This is a genomic window from Paraburkholderia saeva, from assembly GCF_907164555.1.
Taxonomy (GTDB): Bacteria; Pseudomonadota; Gammaproteobacteria; order Burkholderiales; family Burkholderiaceae; genus Paraburkholderia; species Paraburkholderia saeva.
In genome coordinates this window covers 529,141-552,423 of record NZ_CAJQZC010000003.1, presented here as the reverse complement: position 1 = coordinate 552,423, position 23,283 = coordinate 529,141, and the positions used below count along the sequence as shown (strand labels likewise).

Below are 23,283 nucleotides of genomic sequence, written 5' to 3'. Positions count from 1 at the left end.
GGCGGCACAGACGCGCACCCTGTGCCGAAATCGTCATCTGGCACGCGCGAATCGCGCAAGACCAGTGATTTTTCGGCGATTAGACTCCGCTCAGATCACCACAACCCGCAACTACTTGCATGGGACCAGAGTAAGACGCTAAAGCGTCAACTCTGGTCGACCGCGATAACCTTGCATGGGACCAGAGTAAGACGCTAAAGCGTCAACTCTGGTCGACAGGAGAGCCACCGTGGCACATATCTGGGAAGGCGTATTACCCGCAGTCACCACCAAATTCAACGCGGATTTCAGCATAGACCGCGCGTGGACGAAGAAAAATATCGAAGCGCAGATCGACGCGGGCGTCGACGGCATCATCGTGTGCGGCTCGCTCGGCGAAGCGTCGACGCTCTCGCTCGATGAAAAGCTCGACGTGCTCGACATCGCCGTCGACGCGTCCCGTGGCCGCGTGCCCGTGCTTTTGACCATCGCCGAAAACAGCACGCTCGACGGCTGCCGTCAGGCCGAAGCCGGCGCGCGACGCGGCGCGTCGGGTTATATGGTGCTGCCGGGTCTGCGTTATCTGTCGGACCGGCGCGAGACGTTGAACCACTTCCGGATGATCGCGGACGCGAGCGCGTTGCCGCTGATGATCTACAACAACCCGCTCGCCTACGGCGTCGACATGACGCCCGACATGTTCGCGGAAATCGCCGATGAAAAGAAAGTCGTCGCCATCAAGGAATCGTGCGGCGATGTGCGGCGCGTGACGGACCTGATCAACGTGGTGGGCGACCGCTTCGCGATTCTCTGCGGCGTCGACAATCTCGCGATGGAAGCAGTCCTGATGGGCGCGCATGGCTGGGTCGCGGGCCTCGTGTGCGCGTTCCCGCATGAAACGGTCGCGATTTACCGGCTGGTCAAGGCCGGACGTATCGAGGAAGCGCGCGCCATCTACCGCTGGTTCGCGCCGCTGCTGGCGCTGGATGTGTCGGCGAAGCTCGTGCAGAACATCAAGCTCGCCGAGGCGATCGTCGGCCTCGGCACGGAGCCGGTGCGCCCGCCGCGCCTGCCGCTCGCAGGCGACGAGCGCAAAGCCGTCGAGGCGCTGATCCGCCATTCGATCGAGACGCGCCCGACACTGCCTTCGCTTTGAGTATCGCTAGCAGGCGAAGACCGCGCGATGGTGAATGTATGTCGACGTTCGCGTGCGGCATGCGGTTTTCGCATGCCGGCGTTGTGATTCGCTGGCGCTGCGCTCAGGCGGCCTTTTGCTGTTCCGCTTCGCCCTGGCGCAGATAGAGCAGCCGGTAACCACTCTTGTAGACCGGCTGCAGGCGGAAATCGTTTTGCGGATCGATGGCGAGCAGCACGCGCAGGCGGGACACGTGACTGTCGATCGTGCGGGTGAATTCACGAAACTCGCGCCCCCACACCATCGCGAAGATGTGATCGCGCGACAGCACGCGCCCGATGTTGGAAAAGAACAGCGACGCCAGACGGTACTGCGTGCCCGACAGATGAATCTGCTCGCCGTGCAACGTCACCAACTGGCGACGCGTATCGAAGTGGTACGGTCCACAGTCGAAACGCGCCGCGCCATGCCGCTCCGGATACGCGCGGCGCAGCAGCGCCCGTACGCGCGCGCGGAACTCGAACGGACGCACCGGCAGCTTCATGTAGTCGTCCGCGCCGAACGACAGGGCGCGCACCATGCTTTCCTCCGAACCGTCGGCCGAGGCGAACATCACCGGCATCTGGTCGCCGCCCACGGAGCGCACCGATTTCAGGATGTCGGCACCCGACAGACGCGACCCATGCCAGTCGAGCACCAGCATGTCGACGCTCGAACGCGCCAGCGCCTTTGAGAGCGTCATTCCGTCCTGATACGTCAGGCACGTATGCCCCGCATCAGTGATGATCTTTTCGATGATCTTGCAGTGAACCGGGTCGCGCTGAAGGATGGCAATACGCATGGGAGAACTCTTAACAGGTGGATTCGCCCGCGATTCTGTTGGCGCGTTCTTCCCCGGCCCATAAGAACAGTCCGAATTTAGGCAGCGATCTGGACAGGCGGCGCGACCTGGCGTCGGCGTGCCTTCGGGTCTCGCCTGGCCTCGTCCTTTCATCCTGTAAAATCGCGGGCTGGCAAAAAAGTCGTCGACACGCGCGCCCTTATCCGGGCGACGTGCCTGTGTTCCGTGCCCTACCCCCGCGCCTTTCACCTCTCTCGCCCGACGCCGCCGCATTCCACGCTTCTCGCGTGGCGTTTCAATCCAGACAATGACTACATCGCAATGCAAGCTACGGAACTGGGTAGAGCACAACCCGTTACACCGCGCGCCCTCACCGGCGGCGACTACAAGACATTAGGACTTGCCGCACTCGGCGGCGCACTCGAGTTCTACGACTTCATCATCTTCGTGTTTTTTGCGCCGGTAATCGGCCATCTGTTTTTCCCCGCGGCAATGCCGGAATGGCTGCGTCAGGTGCAAACGTTCGGCATCTTCGCGGCCGGATATCTGGCGCGGCCGCTGGGTGGCATCGTCATGGCGCACTTCGGCGACCTGTTCGGACGCAAGCGCATGTTCACACTGAGCGTGCTGCTGATGGCGCTGCCCACGCTCCTGATGGGCCTCCTGCCCACCTATGAAAGCATCGGCGTGATGGCGCCCGTGCTGCTGCTTCTGTTTCGCGTGATGCAGGGCGCGGCCGTGGGCGGCGAAGTGCCCGGCGCATGGGTGTTCGTCTCCGAGCATGTGCCGGCGCGACATATCGGCTATGCGTGCGGCACGCTGACGGCGGGTCTCACCGCGGGCATCCTGCTCGGCTCGCTGATTGCAGCGGCTGTCAATCACCAGTTCGCACCTGCGGAAATCGCTGGCTACGCATGGCGCGTGCCGTTCCTGCTCGGCGGCGTGTTTGGCCTCTTCTCGGTCTACCTGCGACGCTGGCTGCATGAAACGCCGGTGTTCGCCGAAATGAAACAGCGCAAATCGCTCGCCGCGGAAATTCCGCTCAAGGCCGTGCTGCGCGATCACGGCCGCGCCGTAATCGTTTCGATGCTGCTCACGTGGATGCTTTCAGCGGCCATCGTCGTCGTGATCCTGATGACGCCGACGCTGCTGCAAAAGCAGTTTCACATCACACCCGAAACGTCCCTGCTCGCGAACTGCGTGGCCACGCTATGCCTGACCGTCGGCTGCGTGATGGCCGGTTCGATTGCAGGCCGCGTCGGCGCGGGCCGCACGATCTTCATCGGCGGCATCGCGCTTGCGGTGTGCTACTACGCGATGTTCCAGCAATTCACGGTCGATACGTCGTCGCTCGTGCCGTTCTACGGCGTGACGGGTTTTCTCGTCGGCGTGATTGGCGCCATTCCGTTCGTGATGGTCAAGGCGTTCCCGCCCGTCGTGCGATTCTCCGGCATTTCGTTTTCGTACAACGTGGCCTACGCCGTGTTCGGCGGCCTCACGCCGATCGTCGTCTCGCTGATGATGAAATCGGACCCGATGGCCGCACCGATGTATGTCGGCACGATCTGCATTCTTGGCGCGCTGACGACATTCTTCATCAAGGAAGCACCGCAGCGCTGACGCGCGATCCTCGCGCACCGCCATCGATATCGCAGTCGATGCGCCGGTGACGCACCCGCAGCAATGCAGACGGCGCACCAGACGGTGCGCCGTCTGCATTGTGCGCGCTGCGAATGAAAGCGCAACCATACTTCACGGCACCACGAAACATCGCGGCAGGAGAAGGTCTACGATGTTTCATATGAACTCGACACGCACAGGAACAGGATTTACGCGCGCGCTTGCGCGCATCGTCGCGACGGTCAGCGTGGGTTTCGTCGTCACGCAACTCGATGTCACCATCGTCAATATCGCGCTCGCAAAACTGGGCGCCGATCTGCACCTGAGCGTATCGGGCCTGCAATGGATCGTCGATGCGTACACGCTTGCCTTCGCGGTGACGATGCTGTCGTTCGGCGTGCTGGGTGACCGCTTCGGCGCGCGTCGTCTGTACGCGTGGGGCATGGTGCTGTTCGCGCTCGCTTCGCTTGCATGCGGGCTCTCAGTGAACGGTGCGATGCTGATCGCCGCGCGCACCGCGCAGGGCATCGGCGCGGCGGCGATGCTGCCGAATTCGCTGGCGCTCCTCAACGCCGCATGCGAACACGATCCCAAACTTCGGGCACGCGCGGTCGGATTCTGGACGGCGGCCGGCGCCATCGCGATTGCGGCCGGCCCGGTTGCCGGTGGCGCGCTGATCGCTGCGTTCGGCTGGCGCAGTATTTTTCTCGTGAATCTGCCGATCTGCGCGGGTGGCCTCCTTGCAACACTCGCGTGGATTCCGCGCGGTGAGACTCATCCGGCGACGTCCCGCCAGAACGCGCGAAGACCACGCGGCATCGATCTGCCGGGGCAGCTACTCGCCGTCGTCACGCTGACTGCGCTGACCGGCGCCGTAATCGAGTGGCGCCCACTCGGCCTTCTACATCCGCTGGTAGCGGGCGGACTGACGCTCGCGCTTGTTGCCGGAGCGGCATTCATCGCGGTCGAAAGCCGGGTTCGCGAACCGATGCTGCCGCTTTCGCTGTTTCGCATCCGCACGTTCAGCGCTGCCGTGCTGTTCGGCAGCTGCGTGAATCTCACGTACTACGGCATGGTGTTCGTACTGAGCCTCTATCTGCAGCGCGTCCGCGGCGACACACCGTTGCAGGCCGGCCTCGCGTTCCTGCCGCTGACGGCCGGGTTTCTCGTCTCGAACGTGTTGAGCGGCTGGGTGGTAGGCCGCTACGGCGTGCGCGTGCCGATGATCGCGGGTTCTTTCGTCGGTGCGCTGGGCTACGGGCTGCTGCATTTCGTCGATGCATCGACGCCGCTTGCCGCGATACTCGTGCCGTTTCTGCTGATTCCTTCCGGCATGGGACTCGCTGTTCCTGCGATGACCACCGCGATCCTGGCTTCGGTCGAACCACAACGCGCGGCGACCGCATCCGCTGTGCTGAACACAGTGCGCCAGGCAAGCGGTGCAATTGGCGTAGCCGCGTTCGGCGCACTTGCGAGCGGTGCGCAGCCCGCGGATATCGTCGACGGATTGCAGGTGTCGGCGGCTATTTGCGGCGCGCTGCTGCTCGCGGGTGTCGGGCTCGGCTGTCTCGTGCATCCCGAACCGCACACGCGCGAATCCGGCCGTCCAGATCTTGCACGCGATGGCGAATCGTGAAAATCACGAACCACCAGAAAGCACAACACCCACGATGCGTGGGCAACGTGGGTGTTGTCGTCGAACGAGCCGCCAGGCGAAGTGTGCTGCGAAACCTTCCATCAATGAGACGTCAAAGCGAGGTTTCCTGGATTTCGCCGGTATCGAGCGCGCGCTCGACCAGGCCTTCTTCCTGCACCTTGCGGATGGCATTTTCTATCAGCTTTGCCGGGTCCTCGATTTCCGCCTTGATGGCACCGAGAAAACCGGACGCGTCGAGTATGACCAGCGTTTTCGCCGTATCGGCCTCGCTGATGATCACGCGATGTGGCGTCGGCCCTTCGCCGAGGCTCGCGCATAGCTGAAGCACCTTGCCACCGACGGTCTGATCGAAACTTTGAATCATTGTCTGCTCCCTGCATGGATATGCCTGAAACCATCCTCGCACAGCCGGTGAATGCCCGCTGGCGAGCGCGTGTCGCATCCATCGAAGGACCAACGCAACATCACCAGCAAGTTACAGACCCAGGCCGCTGCGCGGTGCGCGCGCGCCGTCGATACTGATGCGTCCGGGACCCGTCACGAACAGCAGCAGGAAGCCGCCGGCAATCGCAATGTTCTTCCAGAAATGAATGACCATGTCGTGTTGTAACGCGGCATCGGAAATGTTCCAGAAGTCGTGGCCCATGATCGCCGTCGCCACCGTGTAGAGCGCCATGATGATGCCAAGGGGACGGGTCTTGAGTCCGAGCACGAGAAAAATGCCGCCCAGGGTCTCGACGGCGACCGCGACGGGCGCCGCGATCTGCACGAGCGGCACGCCCTTCGACTGCAGGTATCCGACAAAACCTGCGTACCCGACCAGCTTCATGACACCCGACCACAGAAACAGCACAGCAAGGGCGATGCGTGCGATGAAGATTACGCCGGACTCGAAGCGACGCGTCATGAAAGGGCTCCTGTGAAGAATATGCAGAAGACCGGGCGAATGCGCGACAGTTCCCGGACGCTGATCGTCAGAATATGTGTATTGGCGCCGTTTTCCAAGCGAAAAGACGTGCGTTGACGTTACGTTCGGGCCACCAACGCGACGCCCCGGCGGCGCCCGTTCGCGGCGCAGTCCAGCGGGAGGTGTCCCTCGGGCCCCCCCCGGGGGACTTACTTCGCTGCGTCCGGCGCGAGGATCACGCCTTTCTTGAAGACAAAGCAGCCGTAGCCGCGCGTTTCGCCCGTCACGATCACACAATACGCGTTGCGCGCACGCTCATAGAACGCAAAACGCTCGAGCGATGCGAGCGGCACTTCACGCCCTTCGGCGGCGTTGATTTCGATCTGCACTTCACGCTGCACGACAGGAATCGTGTCCGGCTCGCCGACCACTTCCATGCGCAGCGCGGGATCGTCGACGAACGTATCGAGCGGCATCACGGAAAGCACCGCGCGAACCGCGCGCGCCGAGTCGACCCCGTCGAGACGCAGCAACGTGCCGCGTACCGTTGCGCGTGCAACCGAGTCGGACGGAAAATTCGCATCGCAGATGACGAGTTCGTCGCCATGCCCCATCGCGGCCAGCGCATGCAGAATGTCGGCGTTCAGCAGGGGGTCCAGATTCTTCAGCACATCCTCTCCTTCGTTTCAGTTAGCACGACGGGCGCTTTCGCACGCGACCGGTTTGCGTACGGTACCGGCATATTGGCCGTCTGCACAGCCCGACGCATCGGGTCGACGCCGCCGCGCCGGATCTGGAGGAAGCGCGAAGGCCGAAAGCAGCAGGCCGCACGCCCCGTCCTGCATGGTAACGGCGCGAGGCGGATCGTGCTGGCGCGACCGCATGTGACACGGCCGCGCCGGCCCTGTGCTGCCCGTCACGCGGCGCCGGGCACCTGATCCAGAAACCCGGTGACGGTGGAGAGCCGGCCTCCCGCCTCGACGACGCCGAAATCCGAACCCTTCACGATCGGCGTGCCATCGGGCGTTTCGAGGCACCACGAAAAGCGCACGTTGTTTGCGAAGCCATCGACATCGGACGCGCGACGAAACGTGTGTCCCGGAAAACGTTCGTGCACGGCGCGGATCATCGCGTCGATGCCGTCGTGGCCATTACCGGCGAGCAGCGGGTCGACGTAGGCGCAGTCGTCGGTCCATGTTGCCGCGATCAGCGCACGGCGACGCGGGGCATCGGTTTCGTTCCAGGCATCGAAGTACTGGTCGATCAGTTGGGTATGGGTGCTCATGTCAGGCTCCTTCAGCGGGTTTGCAGGAAAGGGGCGAGCGCCGCGCCGGAATATGCGCGGCGGCCCCTGACTGAAGACTCGTCGATGCAGGGCCGCAGGTCGATTACGCGCGAGGTAATGGAATCGCGGCCTCGATTGGCTATCATCGTCTGCATGAACACACTCTCGACTTTCCCCACTGGTTTTTCGGGCGCAACGCAAAACGGCGCACCGGCCGCGCGTCGCAGCGTGGGCGAACTGCTGCGTGAATGGCGCCAGCGGCGGCGCATGAGCCAGTTGCTGCTGGCAACCGAAGCGGATATCTCGACACGGCATCTGAGCTTCGTCGAATCGGGGCGCGCCGTGCCGAGCCGCGAGATGGTGATGCATCTCGCCGAGCGCCTCGACGTGCCGTTACGCGAGCGCAACACGCTGCTCGTCGCGGCGGGTTACGCGCCGCTCTTTCGCGAGCGGCCGTTGACCGATCCACAGCTCGCAGCCGCGCGCGAAGCGGTCGATCTCGTCCTGAAGGGCCACGAACCGTATCCGGCGCTGGCCGTCGACAGGCACTGGACGATCGTCGCCGCCAACAGCGCGCTCGGGTTGCTGGCCGGCAGCGCGAAGCCCGCACTCCTCGACGGGCCTGTCAACGCCCTGCGGCTGAGCCTGCATCCTGACGGCCTGGCTTCGTCGATCGTCAACTGGCATGCGTGGCGCGCGCATGTGCTCGCACGGCTGCAACGCCAGATCGCTGTAAGCGGTGACGCGGCGCTCACCGCCCTGCACGAGGAACTCGCGGCGTACCCGACCCCGCCAGGCGCCGCACCGGAAGACGATCCGCTCACCGACGCGGGTTTCATCGCCGTACCGCTACGGGTGCGCACCGCCCTCGGCGTCCTGTCGTTCTACAGCACGACGACGGTGTTCGGTACGCCCGTCGACGTCACGCTGTCGGAACTCGCGATCGAAGCGTTTTTCCCGGCCGATCCGCAAACCGCGCAGGCGCTGCGCGCGCACGCCGAAGCCAGCACGACACAGCGCGCGGACACTTAAGCTGCACGTGTGACCCGGGCAGGCACCGGCGAATCAGACAGCAAGAGCCGGAGTGTGCCGCGCGATCCGCTTCCGTAGACTGTCGCCATGACATCGGCGAACGGAGCGGGACCCAATATGGATCAGACAACACTCTTCGAGCCGGAAAGCGCGCAGCGCGTACCACGTGATCGCGCCGGGACAGCCGGCCCGATTGCACAGCGCGTCGCGGACATCGACTGGACATCCATCGAAGACAACCTCGATCAGTATGGTTGCGCCACCGTGCCGCAACTGCTCACCCCGGCCGAATGCGAAGCGCTGACGGCCGGCTATGGCCAGGACGATCTGTATCGCAGCCGCGTCGTGATGGCGCGCCACGGCTTTGGTCGCGGCGAGTACCGATACTTTGCGTATCCGCTGCCGGATATCGTCGGCGGTTTGCGGGCCGCACTTTATCCACGTCTCGCGCCCGTCGCCAATCGCTGGAACGCGCTGATGCATCTCGAGACGCGTTATCCGGCTGAGCACGACGCTTTTCTGCGCCGCTGTCATGCGGCAGGCCAGTTGCGTCCGACGCCACTGATCCTCCAGTACGCCACCGGCGATTACAACTGTCTGCATCAGGATCTGTACGGCGAACACGTGTTTCCGATCCAGGTGGCGATCCTGCTCTCCGCGCCGGCACGCGACTTCACCGGGGGCGAGTTCGTGCTGACCGAGCAACGGCCGCGCATGCAGTCGCGCGCCGAAGTCGTGCCGCTCGCACAGGGTGACGCCGTGATCTTCGCGGTCAACGAGCGTCCGGTGCAGGGCACCCGCGGCTCGTATCGCGTGAAGCTGCGGCACGGTGTGAGCCGCCTGCGCTCGGGACACCGGCACACGCTGGGCGTGATCTTTCATGACGCGCAATGAGGCGCGATGCCGCTACAGGGACAATCCCCGCCGCCAGCAAGGGCGCGGCTGGCGGCCTGTTGCCAGGCTACGGGGCCCGTCTGGTCTGTAGTTGTCATATCGGTGCCTGTTTTTTCCGCATCGTGTCAGGCAGCCTTTGTGACGGGCTCTCCCCGTCGCCGCTTTCATCGGTAACATCTTCGTCGGCCGGTTGTCGGACTGGGAATGAAATGTATCTGCCGCCGTGGTTGCAGGCAGTTACAAACTCCGGGTGATTTGTAACAGGCAATTGTAAGGTATGCGTTACAGATCATCACAAACGGCACCGCCAGACCACCCTGCATCTTTTACCGAATCAAAAGGTGCTTTTTACTGATTTCCGTTTTGGCGGCGTTTTGTCCCCTCTACGCACGCTGCCCTTCCCGCCCGCTTCGCGCTTTCCTCAGTATTTTCCCGAATGCCCATAACATAAGGCTTTGCGGCAAACCAGGCTTTTAATCTGACGAATTAAACACGCTGCAGAGTCAGTATTTCAGGCATGTGAAAAAGTTACCGAAAATCGCGTTGGTTTTTTGAGATATTTTTTGAGAAAAGGATTGATTTCCGAGATATGCCTTCATACAATTCGCTCCAAGGTGTTACGAGATGTAACACCTTGTATCAAAGTTGCGATGGCGTCGGAAATCTTCAGTGTCCGGCGAGGTACAAAACATAACGGCAAAAAATGCCGACAAAATGTAATTCGGGGCTTCGGAAAACGAAAAATGGACCGTAGCAGCGAGACGCTGGATTCAATCCGCGAGATTAACTTGTCTTACATCATGCTTGCGCAACGTATGCTGCGCGAGGACAAACCGATCGGTATGTTCCGGTTGGGCCTGTCGTCGGAACTGGCTGATTTGCTGGCGGGTCTGTCGCTCGCGCAGATCGTCAAACTGGCCGCTTCCGATCAGCTTTTGTGTTTTTTCCGCTTCAACGACCACGCCATGCTTTCGGCGTTGACGCAAACAACGAAACACGCGGAAGTGGCGCCGACACACGCTGCTATCCTGCTTGCGGGCCAACCCGCCGAGCAGTTCGCATAAAGGTGACAGCGATGCTTAAGCGAAGTCTGACGGAAGATGCGCAGGAAGTATTCCGCGCGATCGCGCTGATCGAACTCGGCGCGCGCATGCAGGTGCTCGAAAGCGAACTCACGCTTTCGCGCGACCGCATGATCCGCCTGTATCGCGAGGTCAAGGGTGTATCGCCGCCGAAGGGCATGCTGCCTTTCTCGGCCGACTGGTACATGACATGGCTCGCCAATATTCATGCATCGCTCTTCTATAACACTTACCTGTTTCTGAAGAACGAAGCGCGCTGCTCGCATCTCGACGCGCTCACCAAAGGTTATCGGCTGTATCTGGAACATTGCCAGCACAGCGATTCCGAACCGGTTCTGGATCTGACGCGTGCATGGACGCTCGTGCGTTTCTTCGACGCCGACATCCTGCAACTCACGCCATGCTGCCGTTGCACGGGCAAGTTCGTCGCGCATCGTCACGATCTGCAGCACAACGTGGTGTGTGGCGCATGTCAGCCGCCATCGCGCGCAGGCAAGACAAAGAAAGCCGCCGCTGCGGCAAAGCTGGAAACGGCACAGATCGCTGAAGCTGCCTGAGTCAGCGTTTGAAGTGAAGTGCCTTTGGAAGCCGGCGCCTGCGCGCCGGTTTTTGTTTTTGTGAGCCGGAGTTTCTACGCAAAGTGAGCGTGACCCTGACGCGACTTCCTGTTAGCGCGAATCAGGCAATCCAGCCCACGGTCTGCACCACGAGCCACAGGTTCGCCGCGCTGATCACACCGAACAGCAGCCACGCGAGCAGACGTGTCGGCATCCGGTTCGTGAAATCGCCCATCAAAGTACGATCGTTCGTCATACGGATCAACGGCCAGAGCGCAAACGGCAACTGAAGACTCAGCACGACCTGGCTCGCGACGAGCAGCGTTCCCACTGCGCCATTGCCCAACATCTGCACGCCGATCAAGGCCGGCACGAGCGCCAGCGCTCGCGTGATGAAACGACGCTGCCAGCACGGAATCTTCAGATTCAGAAATCCTTCCATGATGACCTGCCCCGCCACGGTGCCGGTGAACGTCGAGCTTTGCCCGGACGCCAGTAACGTCACCGCGAACAGCACGGCCGCGAGCCCGCTACCGACCACCGGAGCGAGCAGCTTGTACGCATCTTCGATATCGGTCACCTCGTTGTGACCGGTCGCATGAAACGCGGCTGCCGCAAGAATCAGGATCGCCGCATTGATCAGCAGCGCGAGCACGAGCGAAACGATCGTATCGAGGCGCGAGAGACTGATCGCCGAAGCAATACTGCGCTTCTCGCGCCTGACGACACGCGTCTGCACGATCGACGAATGCAGATACAGGTTATGGGGCATCACAGTCGCGCCGAGAATGCCGATCGCGAGATACAGCGGTTCGCGTTCGCCGACCGCGTGCCACGACGGCACCAGCCCGCGCGCCACGGAAGGCCAGTGCGGTTGTACCAGCACAAGCTCGATGATGTAACCGACACCGACGGTCGCAATCAGGCCGAGAATGATCGCTTCAAGCGAACGGAAATTCTTGCCCTGCAGGCCGAGCACGATCAGCGTATCGAACGCAGTGAGAATCACGCCGGTTGTCAGCGAACATCCGAGCAGCAGATGAAACGCAAGCGCGCCGCCCAGCACTTCCGCCAGATCGCACGCGACAATCGACAGCTCCGCCAGCAGCCATTGCACGCGCGCGACGTTCGGCGAATAGCGTGCGCGCGAGAGCCGCGCCAGATCCTGACCCGTGACGATCCCGAGCCGCATGCTCAGGCACTGGAGTGCCATGGCCGCGAGACTCGACAGCATCACGACAAACAACAGGTTGTATCCGTAGCGCGAGCCGGCTTCGATATCGGTCGCCCAGTTGCCCGGGTCCATATAGCCGATCGAGATCAACAGGCCCGGACCCGCGAATTGCAGGATCTTTTTCCAGAATGGCGCGCCTTGCGGCACCTCGACCGATCCCTTGACCTCGGATGGGCAGAACGGTGCGGTAGCGGTGGTGGGTAATTTGTATGCCAAGCCGGTCGTCTCTCGAGGTGGATGAACGCCGGCCTGCGGCGTTCGGGTCGACCTCAAGTGTACAAAGAAACTTCCGGCAATGTCCCGCTCAGCGCAAAACGGCCGACGTCGCGCACGCGGTAGTCGAGCGGATCGTGCAGCGTATGCACGCGCGCGTTGCGCCAGAAACGGTCGAACGCGAGCGGCGCATCGGTCGAGCGCGCGCCGCACGCGTCGAACAACGCTTCGCTGACGTCGAGCGCGGCACGGTGCGCCAGGATCTTCGCCTCCGATACCGCGAGCGCAACGTGCGCCCGTTCTTCGGCGCCCAGCTCCGCGCCCTTCGACCATGCGGTGTCGAGCGCCTGCGCGGCGCGCGTGGCAAGCGCCTCGGCGCTCACCGCCTTCAGTCGCATTTCGCCGAAGCGCTGGATCTGATACGGATCGTCGGTTGCCTTCTCGACGCCCGAGGTGTTCCAGGGGCGCACGTACTGCGTCATGTAGCGGCGTGCTTCTTCGAGCGCGCCTTCCGCGATACCGACAAAAAGGTTCGTCAGCACGAGTTGCGAAACAAGCGTGCGTAGCGTCGCAAAAGGCGTGGGCAGATTCTCCGAGCGATGCAGCACTTCCTCAGCGGCAACGCGGACGTTGTCGAACGACACGCTGCCGCTATCCGTCTGCCGCTGGCCGATCGGATTCCAGTCTTCGTGAACCGTGATGCCTTCGCGCGTGGTGGGCACCACCGCGAAGATCGGCTTGCCGGTTGCAGGATCGTGCCCTGAGACGGTCATCATCTGCGAGCCGCGCGTGCCGGAGCAAAAGCCTTTCTTCCCATCAAGCCGATAGCCGCCGTCACCGGTTGCCGTTGCAATCAGCCGCGTATCGAGCGGATTGACGGCATTGCCCCACCACCATGGCGCGTCGGCCGTACCCTTCAGGTAACGTGCGCGTTGCGCGTCGTTACCCCATACGTTGACACTTGCCACCTGCAGGCACTGAAAACCCAACAGATGCGCGAGCGCGCCGTCGACACGCGCAATCGCCCGAATGACCTCGTAGATCTGCAGCCACGGCGCGCCCTTGCCGCCAAATTCCGTGGGCACCGCGAGCGTCAACAGACCGGCTTCGGCAATCCACTGTTTTTCCTGTGCGGCGTGACCGCCTTCGCGATCGCGCTCTGCTGCCGTTGCGCGTAATGCGCCGAGCAGCGCGGCGAGATCGCCCGATACAGGCGACGAAGCAGGCGCCAGCCCTGCCGGCGTACGAGGATCGTTCATGCAGCCTCCGCGTGTGCGCGCGCTCGCGTCGAAAGAGACGCAAACCACCTGAGCGACACGGGAACACGCCCTGTCAGGCGCGTCACAATGCTATGACGCCCGTCATCGCAGCTTGCATGATACGCGGTACGATCTGCACCGGAAACAGCATCCGTATACGCGAATTCGCGACGTTGACCCACAAGACCCGCGCTGGATCGATGTTGCGCTGCGGTGAGCTTTTCCGGGAGTGCGCGCAGCAACCTGCTCGCGACGATTGTCATACGTTGCTGCGTACTGGAGACCTGCATGCTGCTCCTGTTTTCATGACGGATTCGAATGGCTGCGATGCTACGCGCGTTGCGTGAGCCGTCGCACCAGACGGTCGCCCACGTATTGAACGACAGTGACGATCGCGATCAGCAGCACGATGACCGTTACCATCACGGGGGTGTCGAAGCGCTGATACCCGTAACGTATCGCGAGATCGCCGAGGCCACCCGCGCCCACGGCGCCCGCCATCGCCGACGAGCCAATCATCGCGACCACGGTAATGGTGAAACCGCCCAGCATGCCGGGCAACGCTTCAGGCAGCAGAACGTGCCAGATGATGTGACGACGCTGCGCGCCCATTGCCTGCGCGGCTTCGATCAAACCGCGATCGACTTCGCGCAGGCTCACCTCGGCTACGCGTGCGAAGAACGGTATCGCTGCGATGCTGAGCGGCACGATTGCCGCCCACACGCCGATGGTGGTGCCGATCAGAAGACGCGTCAGCGGCAGCAGCGCGACGAGCAGGATGATGAACGGTGTCGAGCGGAACGCGTTGACGAGCGCGCCCAGCGTCGAATTCACCGCACGCCGCTCGAAGATGCCACCGCGCGTTGTCGTCACGAGCACGAGCGCAAGCGGGATGCCCACCACCAGCGCGACGAGTGCGGACACGCCGACCATCACGACGGTATCGCGAATCGCACCGGCCAGTTCGGATAGCCAAAGCTCAGACATAGCCCAGCACCTCCACGTAATTTGCGTAGCGACGCGCGCCGTTCACGAGCGTCGCGATCTGCGTATGGATGCTTTCTGCGTCGCCCGTCCCGGACTTGAGTTGGGCGGTGACGACAAGCCGTCCTTGCGCATGCCCTTGAATGCGATCGATGCCGCCATGCACGAAATTCACCTTGCCGCCTTCCACTCCAAGCGCCTGTGCAAGACCGCCCAGATCGGGCTCGCCATTCGCACCGTTAAAGCGTACGTCGAGCAGAATCTGCGCGTCGCCGTGTGGAATATCGCTTAGCGGACGAACGCGTGCTGACAGATCCGCCGGCAAATCGTGAACCAGCGTGCGCAACAACGCCCGCGTCGCATCGTGCTGCGGGTCGCCGAATATGCGCCACACGGCGCCCGTTTCCGCCACTTCCCCGCGTTCCAGCACAGCCACGGTGTCGCATACCTCGCGGATCACTTCCATTTCATGCGTGATCAGCAGGATCGTCAGACCAAGCCGGCGATTGATATCCCTTAGCAGTGCAAGAATCGATTGCGTGGTTTCCGGATCGAGCGCGGACGTTGCCTCGTCGCACAGCAGAAGATCGGGGGTGTGCACGAGTCCGCGGGCAATGCCGACGCGCTGCTTCTGTCCACCCGAAAGGCTCGCCGGATACGCGTTGCGTTTAGCTGTCAGCCCGACAAGTTCAAGCAGCGCATCGACTTTCGCATCGATGGCGGCTTTGGGCGCGCCCGCGATCCTGAGCGGCAGCGCGATATTCTCGCGGACGGTTTTCGCGGACAGCAGATTGAAGTGCTGAAACACCATGCCAATGCGGCGACGCAATCCGGCAAGTGCGCGTTCGTCGAGTTCACCGACGCTCACGCCATTCACGCGTACGCCGCCCGATGTCGGTTTTTCCAGGCCATTGACGAGTCGCAGCAGCGTCGACTTGCCAGCGCCACTGCGACCGATGATGCCGAATACTTCGCCGCGCGCCACATCGAGCCGGACGTTCGCAAGCGCCGCTTGCGTGCCGGTGCGCCCTGAAAACACCTTGCCGACGTTATCGAACACGACCGCCGGATGCGTCCCGCTCCGTTGCGCGGAGAACGCCCCGGCCACGGGTGCGTCCTCGATGAACCGTGGCAGATCAAGCAGAGTGGACATCCGTCATTCCTTGTTCATGATGGCATTGACCGCGGGAAATCACGCGTCGACGGTTGCACGCGTCCACACGCGGTGCTGCGCGCCTGCGTGAACCGCAGGCAGACGCGCACGCCCCGCGCCGAACAGCTTTTCGCGCAAAGTCGGCGCCGGGTCGTAGTCTTCCTTGTACACACCCCGGTTCTGCAGTTCAGGCACGACCAGATCGACAAAGTCTTCGAACGATTCCGGCATTACCGTTCGCGTCAGGTTGAAACCGTCAATGCCGGTTTCCTCAATCCACGCGACCAGTTCGTCGGCGATCTGCTCCGGTGAGCCCACGATGGGCTTTGCGCGGCCCCCAAGCGTCATTTGCTCCAGCACCTTGCGCCTCGTCCACACTCCGGTCGTGCTCCGCGTAGAAATCGCCTCGACCGCCGACTGCATCGCGTCCGTCTTCACATATGAAATCGGTTCGTCCAGGTCGTAACGCGAGAAATCGATGCCGGTCGAACTGGAGAAATGCGCGAGGCCGCCCTCCTCGCTCGCATAACGGCGATACTCATCGAACTTCTCTTTCGCCTCCCGCTCCGTTGCACCCACAACGACCGTGATGCCGGCAAAGATCTTGATGTCGTCCGGTGCACGGCCAAAGCGCACCGCACGCGCGCGTATGTCGTCGACGATCGACCGTGTCAGAGGCTTGTTCTGGCCGCCGACAAAAACGCATTCGGCGTGTCGCGCAGCGAAATCCACGCCGCGCGACGACGACCCCGCCTGATACAACACCGGCGTGCGTTGCGGCGAGGGTTCGCTAAGATGAATCGCATCGATCGAATAGAACGGCCCCTCGTGTCTGACGCGATGGACCTTGCCCGGATGCGAAAAAATGCGCGCGGCCCGGTCACGCACCACCGCGTCGTCTTCCCAGCTTTGTTCCCACAGCTTGTAGACGACATCCATGTAGTCGTCGGCGCGGTCATAGCGGTCGTCGTGACTGATCTGCTGCGTGAGCCCCATCCCGCGCGCGGCGCTGTCGAGGTAGCCGGTCACGATGTTCCAGCCCACGCGCCCTTTCGTCAGATGATCGAGCGTGGACATCCGGCGCGCGAACAGATAGGGCGGTTCATACGTCAAGTTTGCGGTAACGCCGAAGCCGATGTGCTTCGTCACATGCGCCATCGCGGGCACGATCAGCGTGGGATCGTTGATCGGAATCTGCACGGCCTCGCGCAACGGCGTATCCGGCCCGCCTTCGTACACGTCGTACACGCCGACGATATCCGCGAGAAAGATGCCGTCAAACTTGCCGCGCTCCAGCGTCTGCGCAAGGTTCGTCCAGTAATCGAGATCCGTATAGTGCGCCGAGCGATCGCGCGGATGCGTCCATAAACCGTGATTGATGTGACCGACCGCGTTAATGTTGAACGCGTTCAGGAGAATCTTTTTCTTTGCCATCGTAGGCATCCTTTAGCGGCGTTCTGCGCAGCGGATCGTGTGGAGCGTGCGCGTTACCACGCGACTGCGTAGAGCGTGCCGAATGCCTTGTCGAGCGCCGTGCGAACTGCCGGCGAATGCTGATAGATCGCAATGAACTTGCGGATGCGCGGATCGTTCACGCTTTCAGGGCGAACCACCCACTGGATGGCGTAGTTTTTGTTCTCCAGACCGTCGAAGAGCAGCGCGCTATTAGGGTCCGTCGTGCCTGCCAGCTTGATGAAGCTGGGGTATCCCTGCGCCAGATCGACGTCGTCAAGCGAGCGCGCCAGTTGCGAGGCTTCGAGTTGAATGATCTTCAGATGCTTCGGGTTATCCGTGATGTCGAGCGTCGTGGCGCGAAAATCGACGCCTGGCTTGAGCTTGATAAGGCCCGCACGTTGCAGCAGGAGCAGGCCGCGGCCACCATTTACCGGGTCGTTGGCAATCGCGACAGTTGCGCCATCTTTCAGATCTTTAAAGCGCTTGACCTTCTTCGAATACAGTCCGATCTTCATGATCGTGCCCGGCGCAATGGCAACGAAGTTGTAGCCGCCCTGCTTCTTCGCGTTCTCCAGAAACGGAATGTGCTGGAAGTAGTTGACGTCGATGTCCTTGTTCGCGAGCGCGGCGTTGGGCGTGTTCCAGTCCGTGAATTCGATGATCTTCACATCGAGTCCCTGCTCCTTGGCCTCGCGCGCCGCCACCTTCAGTGCCTCGATCTGCGGGCTGGTTGCCGTACCGATCGTTAGCGATTCACCCGCAAAGCCACTCACCGTAGAAACAGCGAGCGCCACGCCCAGTGCGCCAATTCTTAGCGCGCGTTTGAAACCTGGAATACGATCGATCGCCGAAGCCAGAAAGCGCATGTTGAACCCGTCTGAATGAAATGATTGTTTGAAGGCGAGTCTGTTCCGCGTCAGCCGCTAGACGGGACGAAAAGGGATTCAGGCTGCCGGGATCGGAACCGCAAAAGCGGTTCCGCAGATTCGATGTGCCAGCGGACTAACGCCGACAGTGGAAGTACGGAAAGGTCATCGCCTCTCTCCAGATGAGATGAGGACGATCATAAGTGCGGGTCGGAGGCGGGTCTACGAAGCGATTTTCGAAAGGAAATCGCTAAACGCGATTAGCGATGCGGGGAAATGAAAACGCCTGAACGGCAATTTCAGCGCGGAGGGATAAAAAACGGGCGGCGATCCGGAGATTCCGCCCGTAACGCTGCTGCCTGACTACCTTTTACTGCGATGACGCAATGCTGGCGCTGCCCGGTGCCGGGTTCTTCGCAACCTGCGGCGGCGTCGCGTTCGAGCCGACGTCCGTTTTCACGTCACCCCAGCCGCCGCCCAGCGCACGAATCAGGTTGACGGTCGAAACGGCCTGCACGCCCGCCAGATGGCTCGACTGCAGTTGCGACTGCAACACCTGTCGCTCGCTGTCGATCACGTCGAGATAGCTGACCTGCCCTTCCTGATACTGCGTGCGCGACAGATGCGACGCGCGCTGCGACGCGTTGAGCGCATCGTTCTGCTCGCGCATCTGGTCGTCGAGCAGACGCAGGTCGGCCAGGTTGTCTTCCACCTCCTTGAACGCGACCAGCACCTGCTGGCGATACTGTGCGACATCCTCGTCGTACTTTGCACGTGCCTGGTCGAGCCCGGCCTGACGACGGCCGCCGTCGAAGATCGGTAACGTCAGCGCCGTCCCGGCAAACGGGCCAAGCAGGAACGCACGGCTCGACCACATGAACAGGTCGCCAAGCGTCGCCGATTCAAAGCCGAACGCACCGGTGATGTCGAGCTTCGGGAAGAACGCCGCCTTCGCGAGGCCCACCCGCGCATTCGCTGCAGCCATTGCGCGTTCTGCCGCGGCAATGTCCGGCCGGCGTTCAAGCAACGCGGAAGGCAAACCAGGCGGCACGCGCGTCGTGACGAGCGCAAGCGGTGTTTCCGGGAACGAGAAGTCAGCCGGCGCCTTGCCGAGCAGAATCGCAAGGCTGTGTTCAGATGCCGCGCGCAACCGCGCCACACCCACTGCGTCGGCGCGTGCGCTCGACAACTCGTTCTTTGCCCGCGAAACATCAAGCTCGCTGATATCGCCTTCCTTGAAACGTTGCTGAACGAGCTTCAGCGTGTCTTCACGCAGCGCGACCGTCTTGCGATACAGATCCAGATCCGTATCGAGCTCGCGCAACTGGAAGTAGTTCTGCGCGACATCGGCCTGCAACGAAAGCTGCACCGACAGGAAGAGCGCTTCGCTTTGCTGCGCATCGGCGCGCGCGGCATTTACGTTGGAGCTGACCCGACCAAAGAGATCGGCTTCATACGCGACCGTGCCCTGCGCACGCCACACCGTTTGCGTCGGCACGTCCGCATTCTGCGGCAGGCCTTGCGACACGGGCGAAAGACGTTCGCGCGTCGGACTGAAGCCCGCGTCGATCTGCGGGAACCACGCCGAACGTGCAGACTGCTGCAATGCACGCGACTGCTGCACGCGTGCCGCCGCCGCCTTCAGATCCTGGTTCGCGTCAGCCGCCTGCTTCTCCAGATCGTTGAGCGTCGCGTCTCCGAAAATCGTCCACCATTCGCCGCGATGCGCGTCGTCGGCAGGTTGCGCGGGCATCCACGTTCCTGCTTCCTTTGCATCGATGACTGGCGCTTCCTTGAATGCAGCAGGCGTCGGCGCATCAGGACGCCTGTACGTCGGCTCGACCGAGCAGGCGACGAGCAGCATCATCAACAGGCTGCTCGCTGCCGCGCGGCCCCACCCGCGCATGGATTGATAGCTTTTCATTGTTTTCTCCCTCAAGCGTCCGTCGCCGGCACGCCGCCCTTGAAATGCGGCGCGTCTTTCTGCGCGACGTGAATCGTGCCACCGGCCAGCGTACGCAGCACCACGTAGAACACCGGCGTCAACATCAGGCCGAACAGCGTGACACCCAGCATGCCGAAGAACACGGCGATACCCATTGCGTGGCGCATTTCCGAACCCGCGCCCGACGACAGCACGAGCGGCACCACACCCATGATGAACGCAATCGACGTCATCAGGATCGGGCGCAGACGCATCCGGCTCGCCTCGATTGCAGCAGCAAGTGGTGTACGTCCATCGTGCTCGAGTTCGCGTGCAAACTCGACGATCAGGATCGCGTTCTTCGATGCAAGGCCTACGAGCACCATCAAGCCGATCTGCGTGAAGATGTTGTTGTCGCCATTCGTGAGCCACACGCCGGTCAGGGCGGACAGCACGCTCATCGGCACGATCAGGATCACCGCGAGCGGCAGCGTCAGGCTTTCATACAGCGCGGCAAGCACGAGGAACACAAGCAGCACGCTGATCGGAAACACCCACATCCCGGCGTTGCCAGCCAGAATCTGCTGATACGTCAGATCGGTCCATTCGAGCTTGACGCCATGCGGCAACGTCTCTGCTGCAATGCGCTCGGCCGCGGCCTGCGCTTCGCCCGACGAATAGCCCGGCGCGGGTCCACCGTTGATATCGGCAGCGGTGTAGCCGTTGTAGCGCACGACCATTTCAGGGCCAAACGTCGGCGTGACTGTCACGAGCGACGACAGCGGCACCATGTCGCCATTCCGGTTACGTGTCTTCAGTTGCCCGATGTCGTCGGCACGCTGACGGAACGGCGCATCGGCCTGGACCCGCACCTGATACACGCGGCCAAAGCGGTTGAAGTCGTTCACATACAGCGAGCCAAGGTAGATCTGCATCGTGTCGAACACGTCCGTCACGGGCACACCGAGTTGCTTCGCCTTGACGCGGTCCAGATCGACGTTCAGCTGCGGCACATTGATCTGATAGCTCGAGAACGTCGGGCCGAGTTCCGGTGCCGTCGCTGCGCGCTTCACAAATGCTTCGGCGGCCTTGTTCAGTTCCGCGTAACCCAGCGCGCCGTGATCTTCCAGCTGCATCTTGAAGCCACCGAGCGTACCGAGCCCCAGCACTGGCGGCGGCGGGAACACCGCAACGAACGAGTCCTTGATCGCGCTGTACTTGCCGTTCAGCGCACCGGCGATCGCACCCGCTGAAAGCGCCTTGTTGCCGCGTTCATGGAACGGCTTGAGCGTGACGAACACAATGCCCGCGCTCGAACTGTTCGTGAAGCCGTTCACCGAGAGGCCCGGGAACGCCACGGCGCTTTCAACACCCGGCTGCTTCAGCGCGATATCGCTCATGTCGCGGATCACCTTTTCGGTGCGGTCAAGCGATGCACCGTTAGGCAACTGGGCAAACGCGATCAGGTATTCCTTGTCCTGCGCGGGGACGAAACCGCCCGGCACAATGCGCGCAACCAGCACCGTCGCGCCCAGCAGCACCGCGTACACCACAAGCATCGCGCCCTTGCGGCCAAGCACACCCTTCACGCCGCGGCCATAGCTTTCCGAGCCCCGATGAAACACCTTGTTAAAGCCGCGGAAGAACGGCCCCAGCACGCGGTTCATGATGCGTGTCAGCCAGTCTTCCTTTTCACCGTGGCCGCGCAGCAGCATCGCCGCGAGTGCCGGCGAGAGCGTCAGCGAGTTGAACGCCGAGATCACTGTCGAGATCGCGATGGTCATCGCGAACTGCTTGTAGAACTGCCCCGTCAGGCCCGTCATGAACGCGAGCGGCACGAACACGGCGACGAGCGTCAGCGCAATCGCGATGATCGGCCCGCTCACTTCCTGCATCGCCTTGTACGTCGCGTCGCGCGCACTCAACCCGCTTTCGATGTTCCGCTCGACGTTCTCGACAACCACGATCGCATCGTCCACCACGATCCCGATGGCCAGCACCATCCCGAACAATGACAGCGCGTTGATCGAGAAGCCGAACGCAAGCAGCAGCGAGAACGTCCCGACAATCGACACCGGCACAGCAATCAGCGGAATGATCGACGCGCGCCACGTTTGCAGGAACACGATCACCACGATCACGACAAGCGCAATCGCTTCAAGCAGCGTGTGAATCACCGCTTCGATACTCGAACGCACGAACTGCGTCGGGTCATAGACGATCTTGTATTCGACACCTGCCGGCATGTCTGCCTGCAGTTCTTTCATCTGCTTGCGCACTTCGTCGGAAATCGCGAGCGAATTCGCACCCGGCGCCTGATTGATCGCGAGTGCAACCGCCGGCTTGTTGTCCAGCAGCGAACGCAGGCCATATTCCGAAGCCGCGAGTTCGATCCGGCCCAGATCGCGCAGATATGTCACTGCACCATCGGGTGCGGTCTTGACGATGATGTCGCCGAATTCGTTTTCCGTCGTGAGACGTCCACGCGCATTGACCGAAAGCTGCAGCGAGGTGCCCGGCACGGAAGGAGACGCGCCGATCGTGCCTGCAGCCACCTGAATGTTCTGCTCGCGGATCGCATTGACGACTTCAGTTGCCGTGAGCCCACGCTCCGCCACTTTCGCCGGGTCGAGCCAGACACGCATCGCGTAGTCTCCCGCACCCCACAGCTGCACCTGCCCCACGCCCTGGATCCGTTCGAGCCGGTCCTTCACGTTCAGCAGCGCATAGTTGCGCAGGTACGTCATGTCATAGCGATTGTTCGGCGAGATCAGGTGGACCACCATCGTCAGCGTCGGCGAACTCTTGATCGTCGTGACGCCGAGACGCTGCACGTCTTCCGGCAGACGCGGCAGCGCCTGGTTGACCCGGTTTTGCACGAGCTGCGTCGCGAGGTCGGGATTCGTGCCGAGTTTGAACGTGACCGTCAGCGTGAGATTGCCGTCGCTATTTGCCTGCGACTGCATGTACAGCATGTTCTCGACGCCGTTGATCTGCTCTTCGAGCGGCGAAGCCACGGCTTCGGCGATCACCTTCGGATTTGCACCCGGATACTGCGCGTGCACGACAACCGAAGGCGGCACCACTTCCGGATACTCGGAGATCGGCAGCTGGAAAAGCGCAATCACGCCTGCCAGCAGGATCAGGACCGATAGCACACCCGCGAAGATGGGCCGGTCGATGAAAAATTTTGATATGTTCATTGA

20 protein-coding genes are annotated in these 23,283 nt (G+C 62.2%); 7 read left to right on the top strand and 13 right to left on the bottom strand.

Translation table 11 applies throughout. From position 1 onward, the window contains the following. Window positions 1–229: 229 nt before the first annotated feature. Window positions 230–1,135, top strand: coding sequence for a dihydrodipicolinate synthase family protein (locus tag LPA36_RS10600; RefSeq protein ID WP_228876191.1), 906 nt, complete (start codon window positions 230–232; stop codon window positions 1,133–1,135). A 103-nt stretch (window positions 1,136–1,238) separates the two neighbouring features. Here LPA36_RS10600 and LPA36_RS10595 read toward each other — a convergent pair whose 3' ends face one another. Continuing rightward, the gene (locus LPA36_RS10595) at window positions 1,239–1,955 is read right to left on the bottom strand and encodes a response regulator transcription factor (protein WP_228876189.1); all 717 of its coding nucleotides are present in this window, start codon (window positions 1,953–1,955) and stop codon (window positions 1,239–1,241) included. A 321-nt stretch (window positions 1,956–2,276) separates the two neighbouring features. Between LPA36_RS10595 and LPA36_RS10590 the strand changes: the two genes are divergently transcribed. Together LPA36_RS10590 and LPA36_RS10585 are read left to right on the top strand one after the other, a co-directional pair. Beyond that, window positions 2,277–3,575 carry an MFS transporter gene (locus tag LPA36_RS10590; protein WP_228876188.1) on the top strand — a complete coding sequence of 433 codons (1,299 nt, stop codon included), beginning with the start codon at window positions 2,277–2,279 and terminating at the stop codon, window positions 3,573–3,575. Window positions 3,576–3,747: 172 nt separating this feature from the next. Further along, window positions 3,748–5,211, top strand: coding sequence for an MFS transporter (locus tag LPA36_RS10585; protein WP_228876186.1), 1,464 nt, complete (start codon window positions 3,748–3,750; stop codon window positions 5,209–5,211). 112 nt (window positions 5,212–5,323) lie between these two features. On the opposite strand, the gene LPA36_RS10580 is transcribed toward LPA36_RS10585, so the two are convergent. The 4 genes from LPA36_RS10580 to LPA36_RS10565 form a co-directional block, all read right to left on the bottom strand. Then, window positions 5,324–5,596 (bottom strand): hypothetical protein, encoded by a 273-nt coding sequence (locus LPA36_RS10580; protein WP_228876184.1) that lies wholly within the window; start codon window positions 5,594–5,596, stop codon window positions 5,324–5,326. Between the two features lie 111 nt (window positions 5,597–5,707). Beyond that, window positions 5,708–6,139 (bottom strand): DoxX family protein, encoded by a 432-nt coding sequence (locus LPA36_RS10575; protein WP_228876182.1) that lies wholly within the window; start codon window positions 6,137–6,139, stop codon window positions 5,708–5,710. A gap of 209 nt (window positions 6,140–6,348) precedes the next feature. Then, a complete protein-coding gene (locus tag LPA36_RS10570; protein WP_228876181.1) occupies window positions 6,349–6,810 on the bottom strand; it encodes an RbsD/FucU family protein in 462 nt (153 codons plus the stop codon). Window positions 6,811–7,055: 245 nt separating this feature from the next. Then, window positions 7,056–7,424 (bottom strand): nuclear transport factor 2 family protein, encoded by a 369-nt coding sequence (locus LPA36_RS10565; RefSeq protein ID WP_228876174.1) that lies wholly within the window; start codon window positions 7,422–7,424, stop codon window positions 7,056–7,058. Window positions 7,425–7,577: 153 nt separating this feature from the next. Here LPA36_RS10565 and LPA36_RS10560 point away from each other — a divergent pair, with 153 nt between their 5' ends. The 4 genes from LPA36_RS10560 (at window position 7,578) to flhC (ending at window position 10,989) form a co-directional block, all read left to right on the top strand. Next, a complete protein-coding gene (locus LPA36_RS10560) occupies window positions 7,578–8,456 on the top strand; it encodes a helix-turn-helix domain-containing protein (protein ID WP_456095330.1) in 879 nt (292 codons plus the stop codon). A 117-nt stretch (window positions 8,457–8,573) separates the two neighbouring features. After that, a complete protein-coding gene (locus LPA36_RS10555; protein ID WP_228876171.1) occupies window positions 8,574–9,350 on the top strand; it encodes a 2OG-Fe(II) oxygenase in 777 nt (258 codons plus the stop codon). 743 nt (window positions 9,351–10,093) lie between these two features. Next, window positions 10,094–10,414, top strand: coding sequence for a flagellar transcriptional regulator FlhD (flhD, locus tag LPA36_RS10550; protein WP_228876170.1), 321 nt, complete (start codon window positions 10,094–10,096; stop codon window positions 10,412–10,414). An 11-nt stretch (window positions 10,415–10,425) separates the two neighbouring features. Continuing rightward, window positions 10,426–10,989, top strand: a complete 564-nt coding sequence (gene flhC / locus LPA36_RS10545; protein ID WP_228876168.1) for a flagellar transcriptional regulator FlhC — start codon at window positions 10,426–10,428, stop codon at window positions 10,987–10,989. Window positions 10,990–11,110: 121 nt separating this feature from the next. On the opposite strand, the gene LPA36_RS10540 is transcribed toward flhC, so the two are convergent. From LPA36_RS10540 to LPA36_RS10505, 8 genes are all read right to left on the bottom strand, one after another. Continuing rightward, on the bottom strand, window positions 11,111–12,439 hold the full coding sequence (locus LPA36_RS10540; RefSeq protein ID WP_228876167.1) for an Nramp family divalent metal transporter: 1,329 nt from the start codon (window positions 12,437–12,439) through the stop codon (window positions 11,111–11,113). 53 nt (window positions 12,440–12,492) lie between these two features. Further along, entirely contained in the window at window positions 12,493–13,695 is a 1,203-nt protein-coding gene (locus LPA36_RS10535; protein WP_228876166.1) for an acyl-CoA dehydrogenase family protein, read from the bottom strand. Between the two features lie 330 nt (window positions 13,696–14,025). Beyond that, window positions 14,026–14,682 carry a methionine ABC transporter permease gene (locus LPA36_RS10530; protein ID WP_228876165.1) on the bottom strand — a complete coding sequence of 219 codons (657 nt, stop codon included), beginning with the start codon at window positions 14,680–14,682 and terminating at the stop codon, window positions 14,026–14,028. Further along, window positions 14,675–15,832, bottom strand: coding sequence for a methionine ABC transporter ATP-binding protein (locus LPA36_RS10525; RefSeq protein ID WP_228876160.1), 1,158 nt, complete (start codon window positions 15,830–15,832; stop codon window positions 14,675–14,677). The genes LPA36_RS10530 and LPA36_RS10525 overlap by 8 nt, the downstream gene beginning before the upstream one ends. A 39-nt stretch (window positions 15,833–15,871) precedes the next feature. Further along, a complete protein-coding gene (locus LPA36_RS10520; protein ID WP_228876159.1) occupies window positions 15,872–17,266 on the bottom strand; it encodes an LLM class flavin-dependent oxidoreductase in 1,395 nt (464 codons plus the stop codon). 53 nt (window positions 17,267–17,319) lie between these two features. Then, window positions 17,320–18,153, bottom strand: coding sequence for a MetQ/NlpA family ABC transporter substrate-binding protein (locus tag LPA36_RS10515; RefSeq protein ID WP_228876157.1), 834 nt, complete (start codon window positions 18,151–18,153; stop codon window positions 17,320–17,322). Window positions 18,154–18,523: 370 nt separating this feature from the next. Further along, window positions 18,524–20,077: an efflux transporter outer membrane subunit gene (locus LPA36_RS10510; protein WP_228876156.1), complete on the bottom strand. Its 1,554-nt coding sequence runs from the start codon at window positions 20,075–20,077 to the stop codon at window positions 18,524–18,526. A gap of 11 nt (window positions 20,078–20,088) precedes the next feature. Further along, a complete protein-coding gene (locus LPA36_RS10505; protein ID WP_228876155.1) occupies window positions 20,089–23,280 on the bottom strand; it encodes an efflux RND transporter permease subunit in 3,192 nt (1,063 codons plus the stop codon). Window positions 23,281–23,283 lie beyond the last annotated feature (3 nt).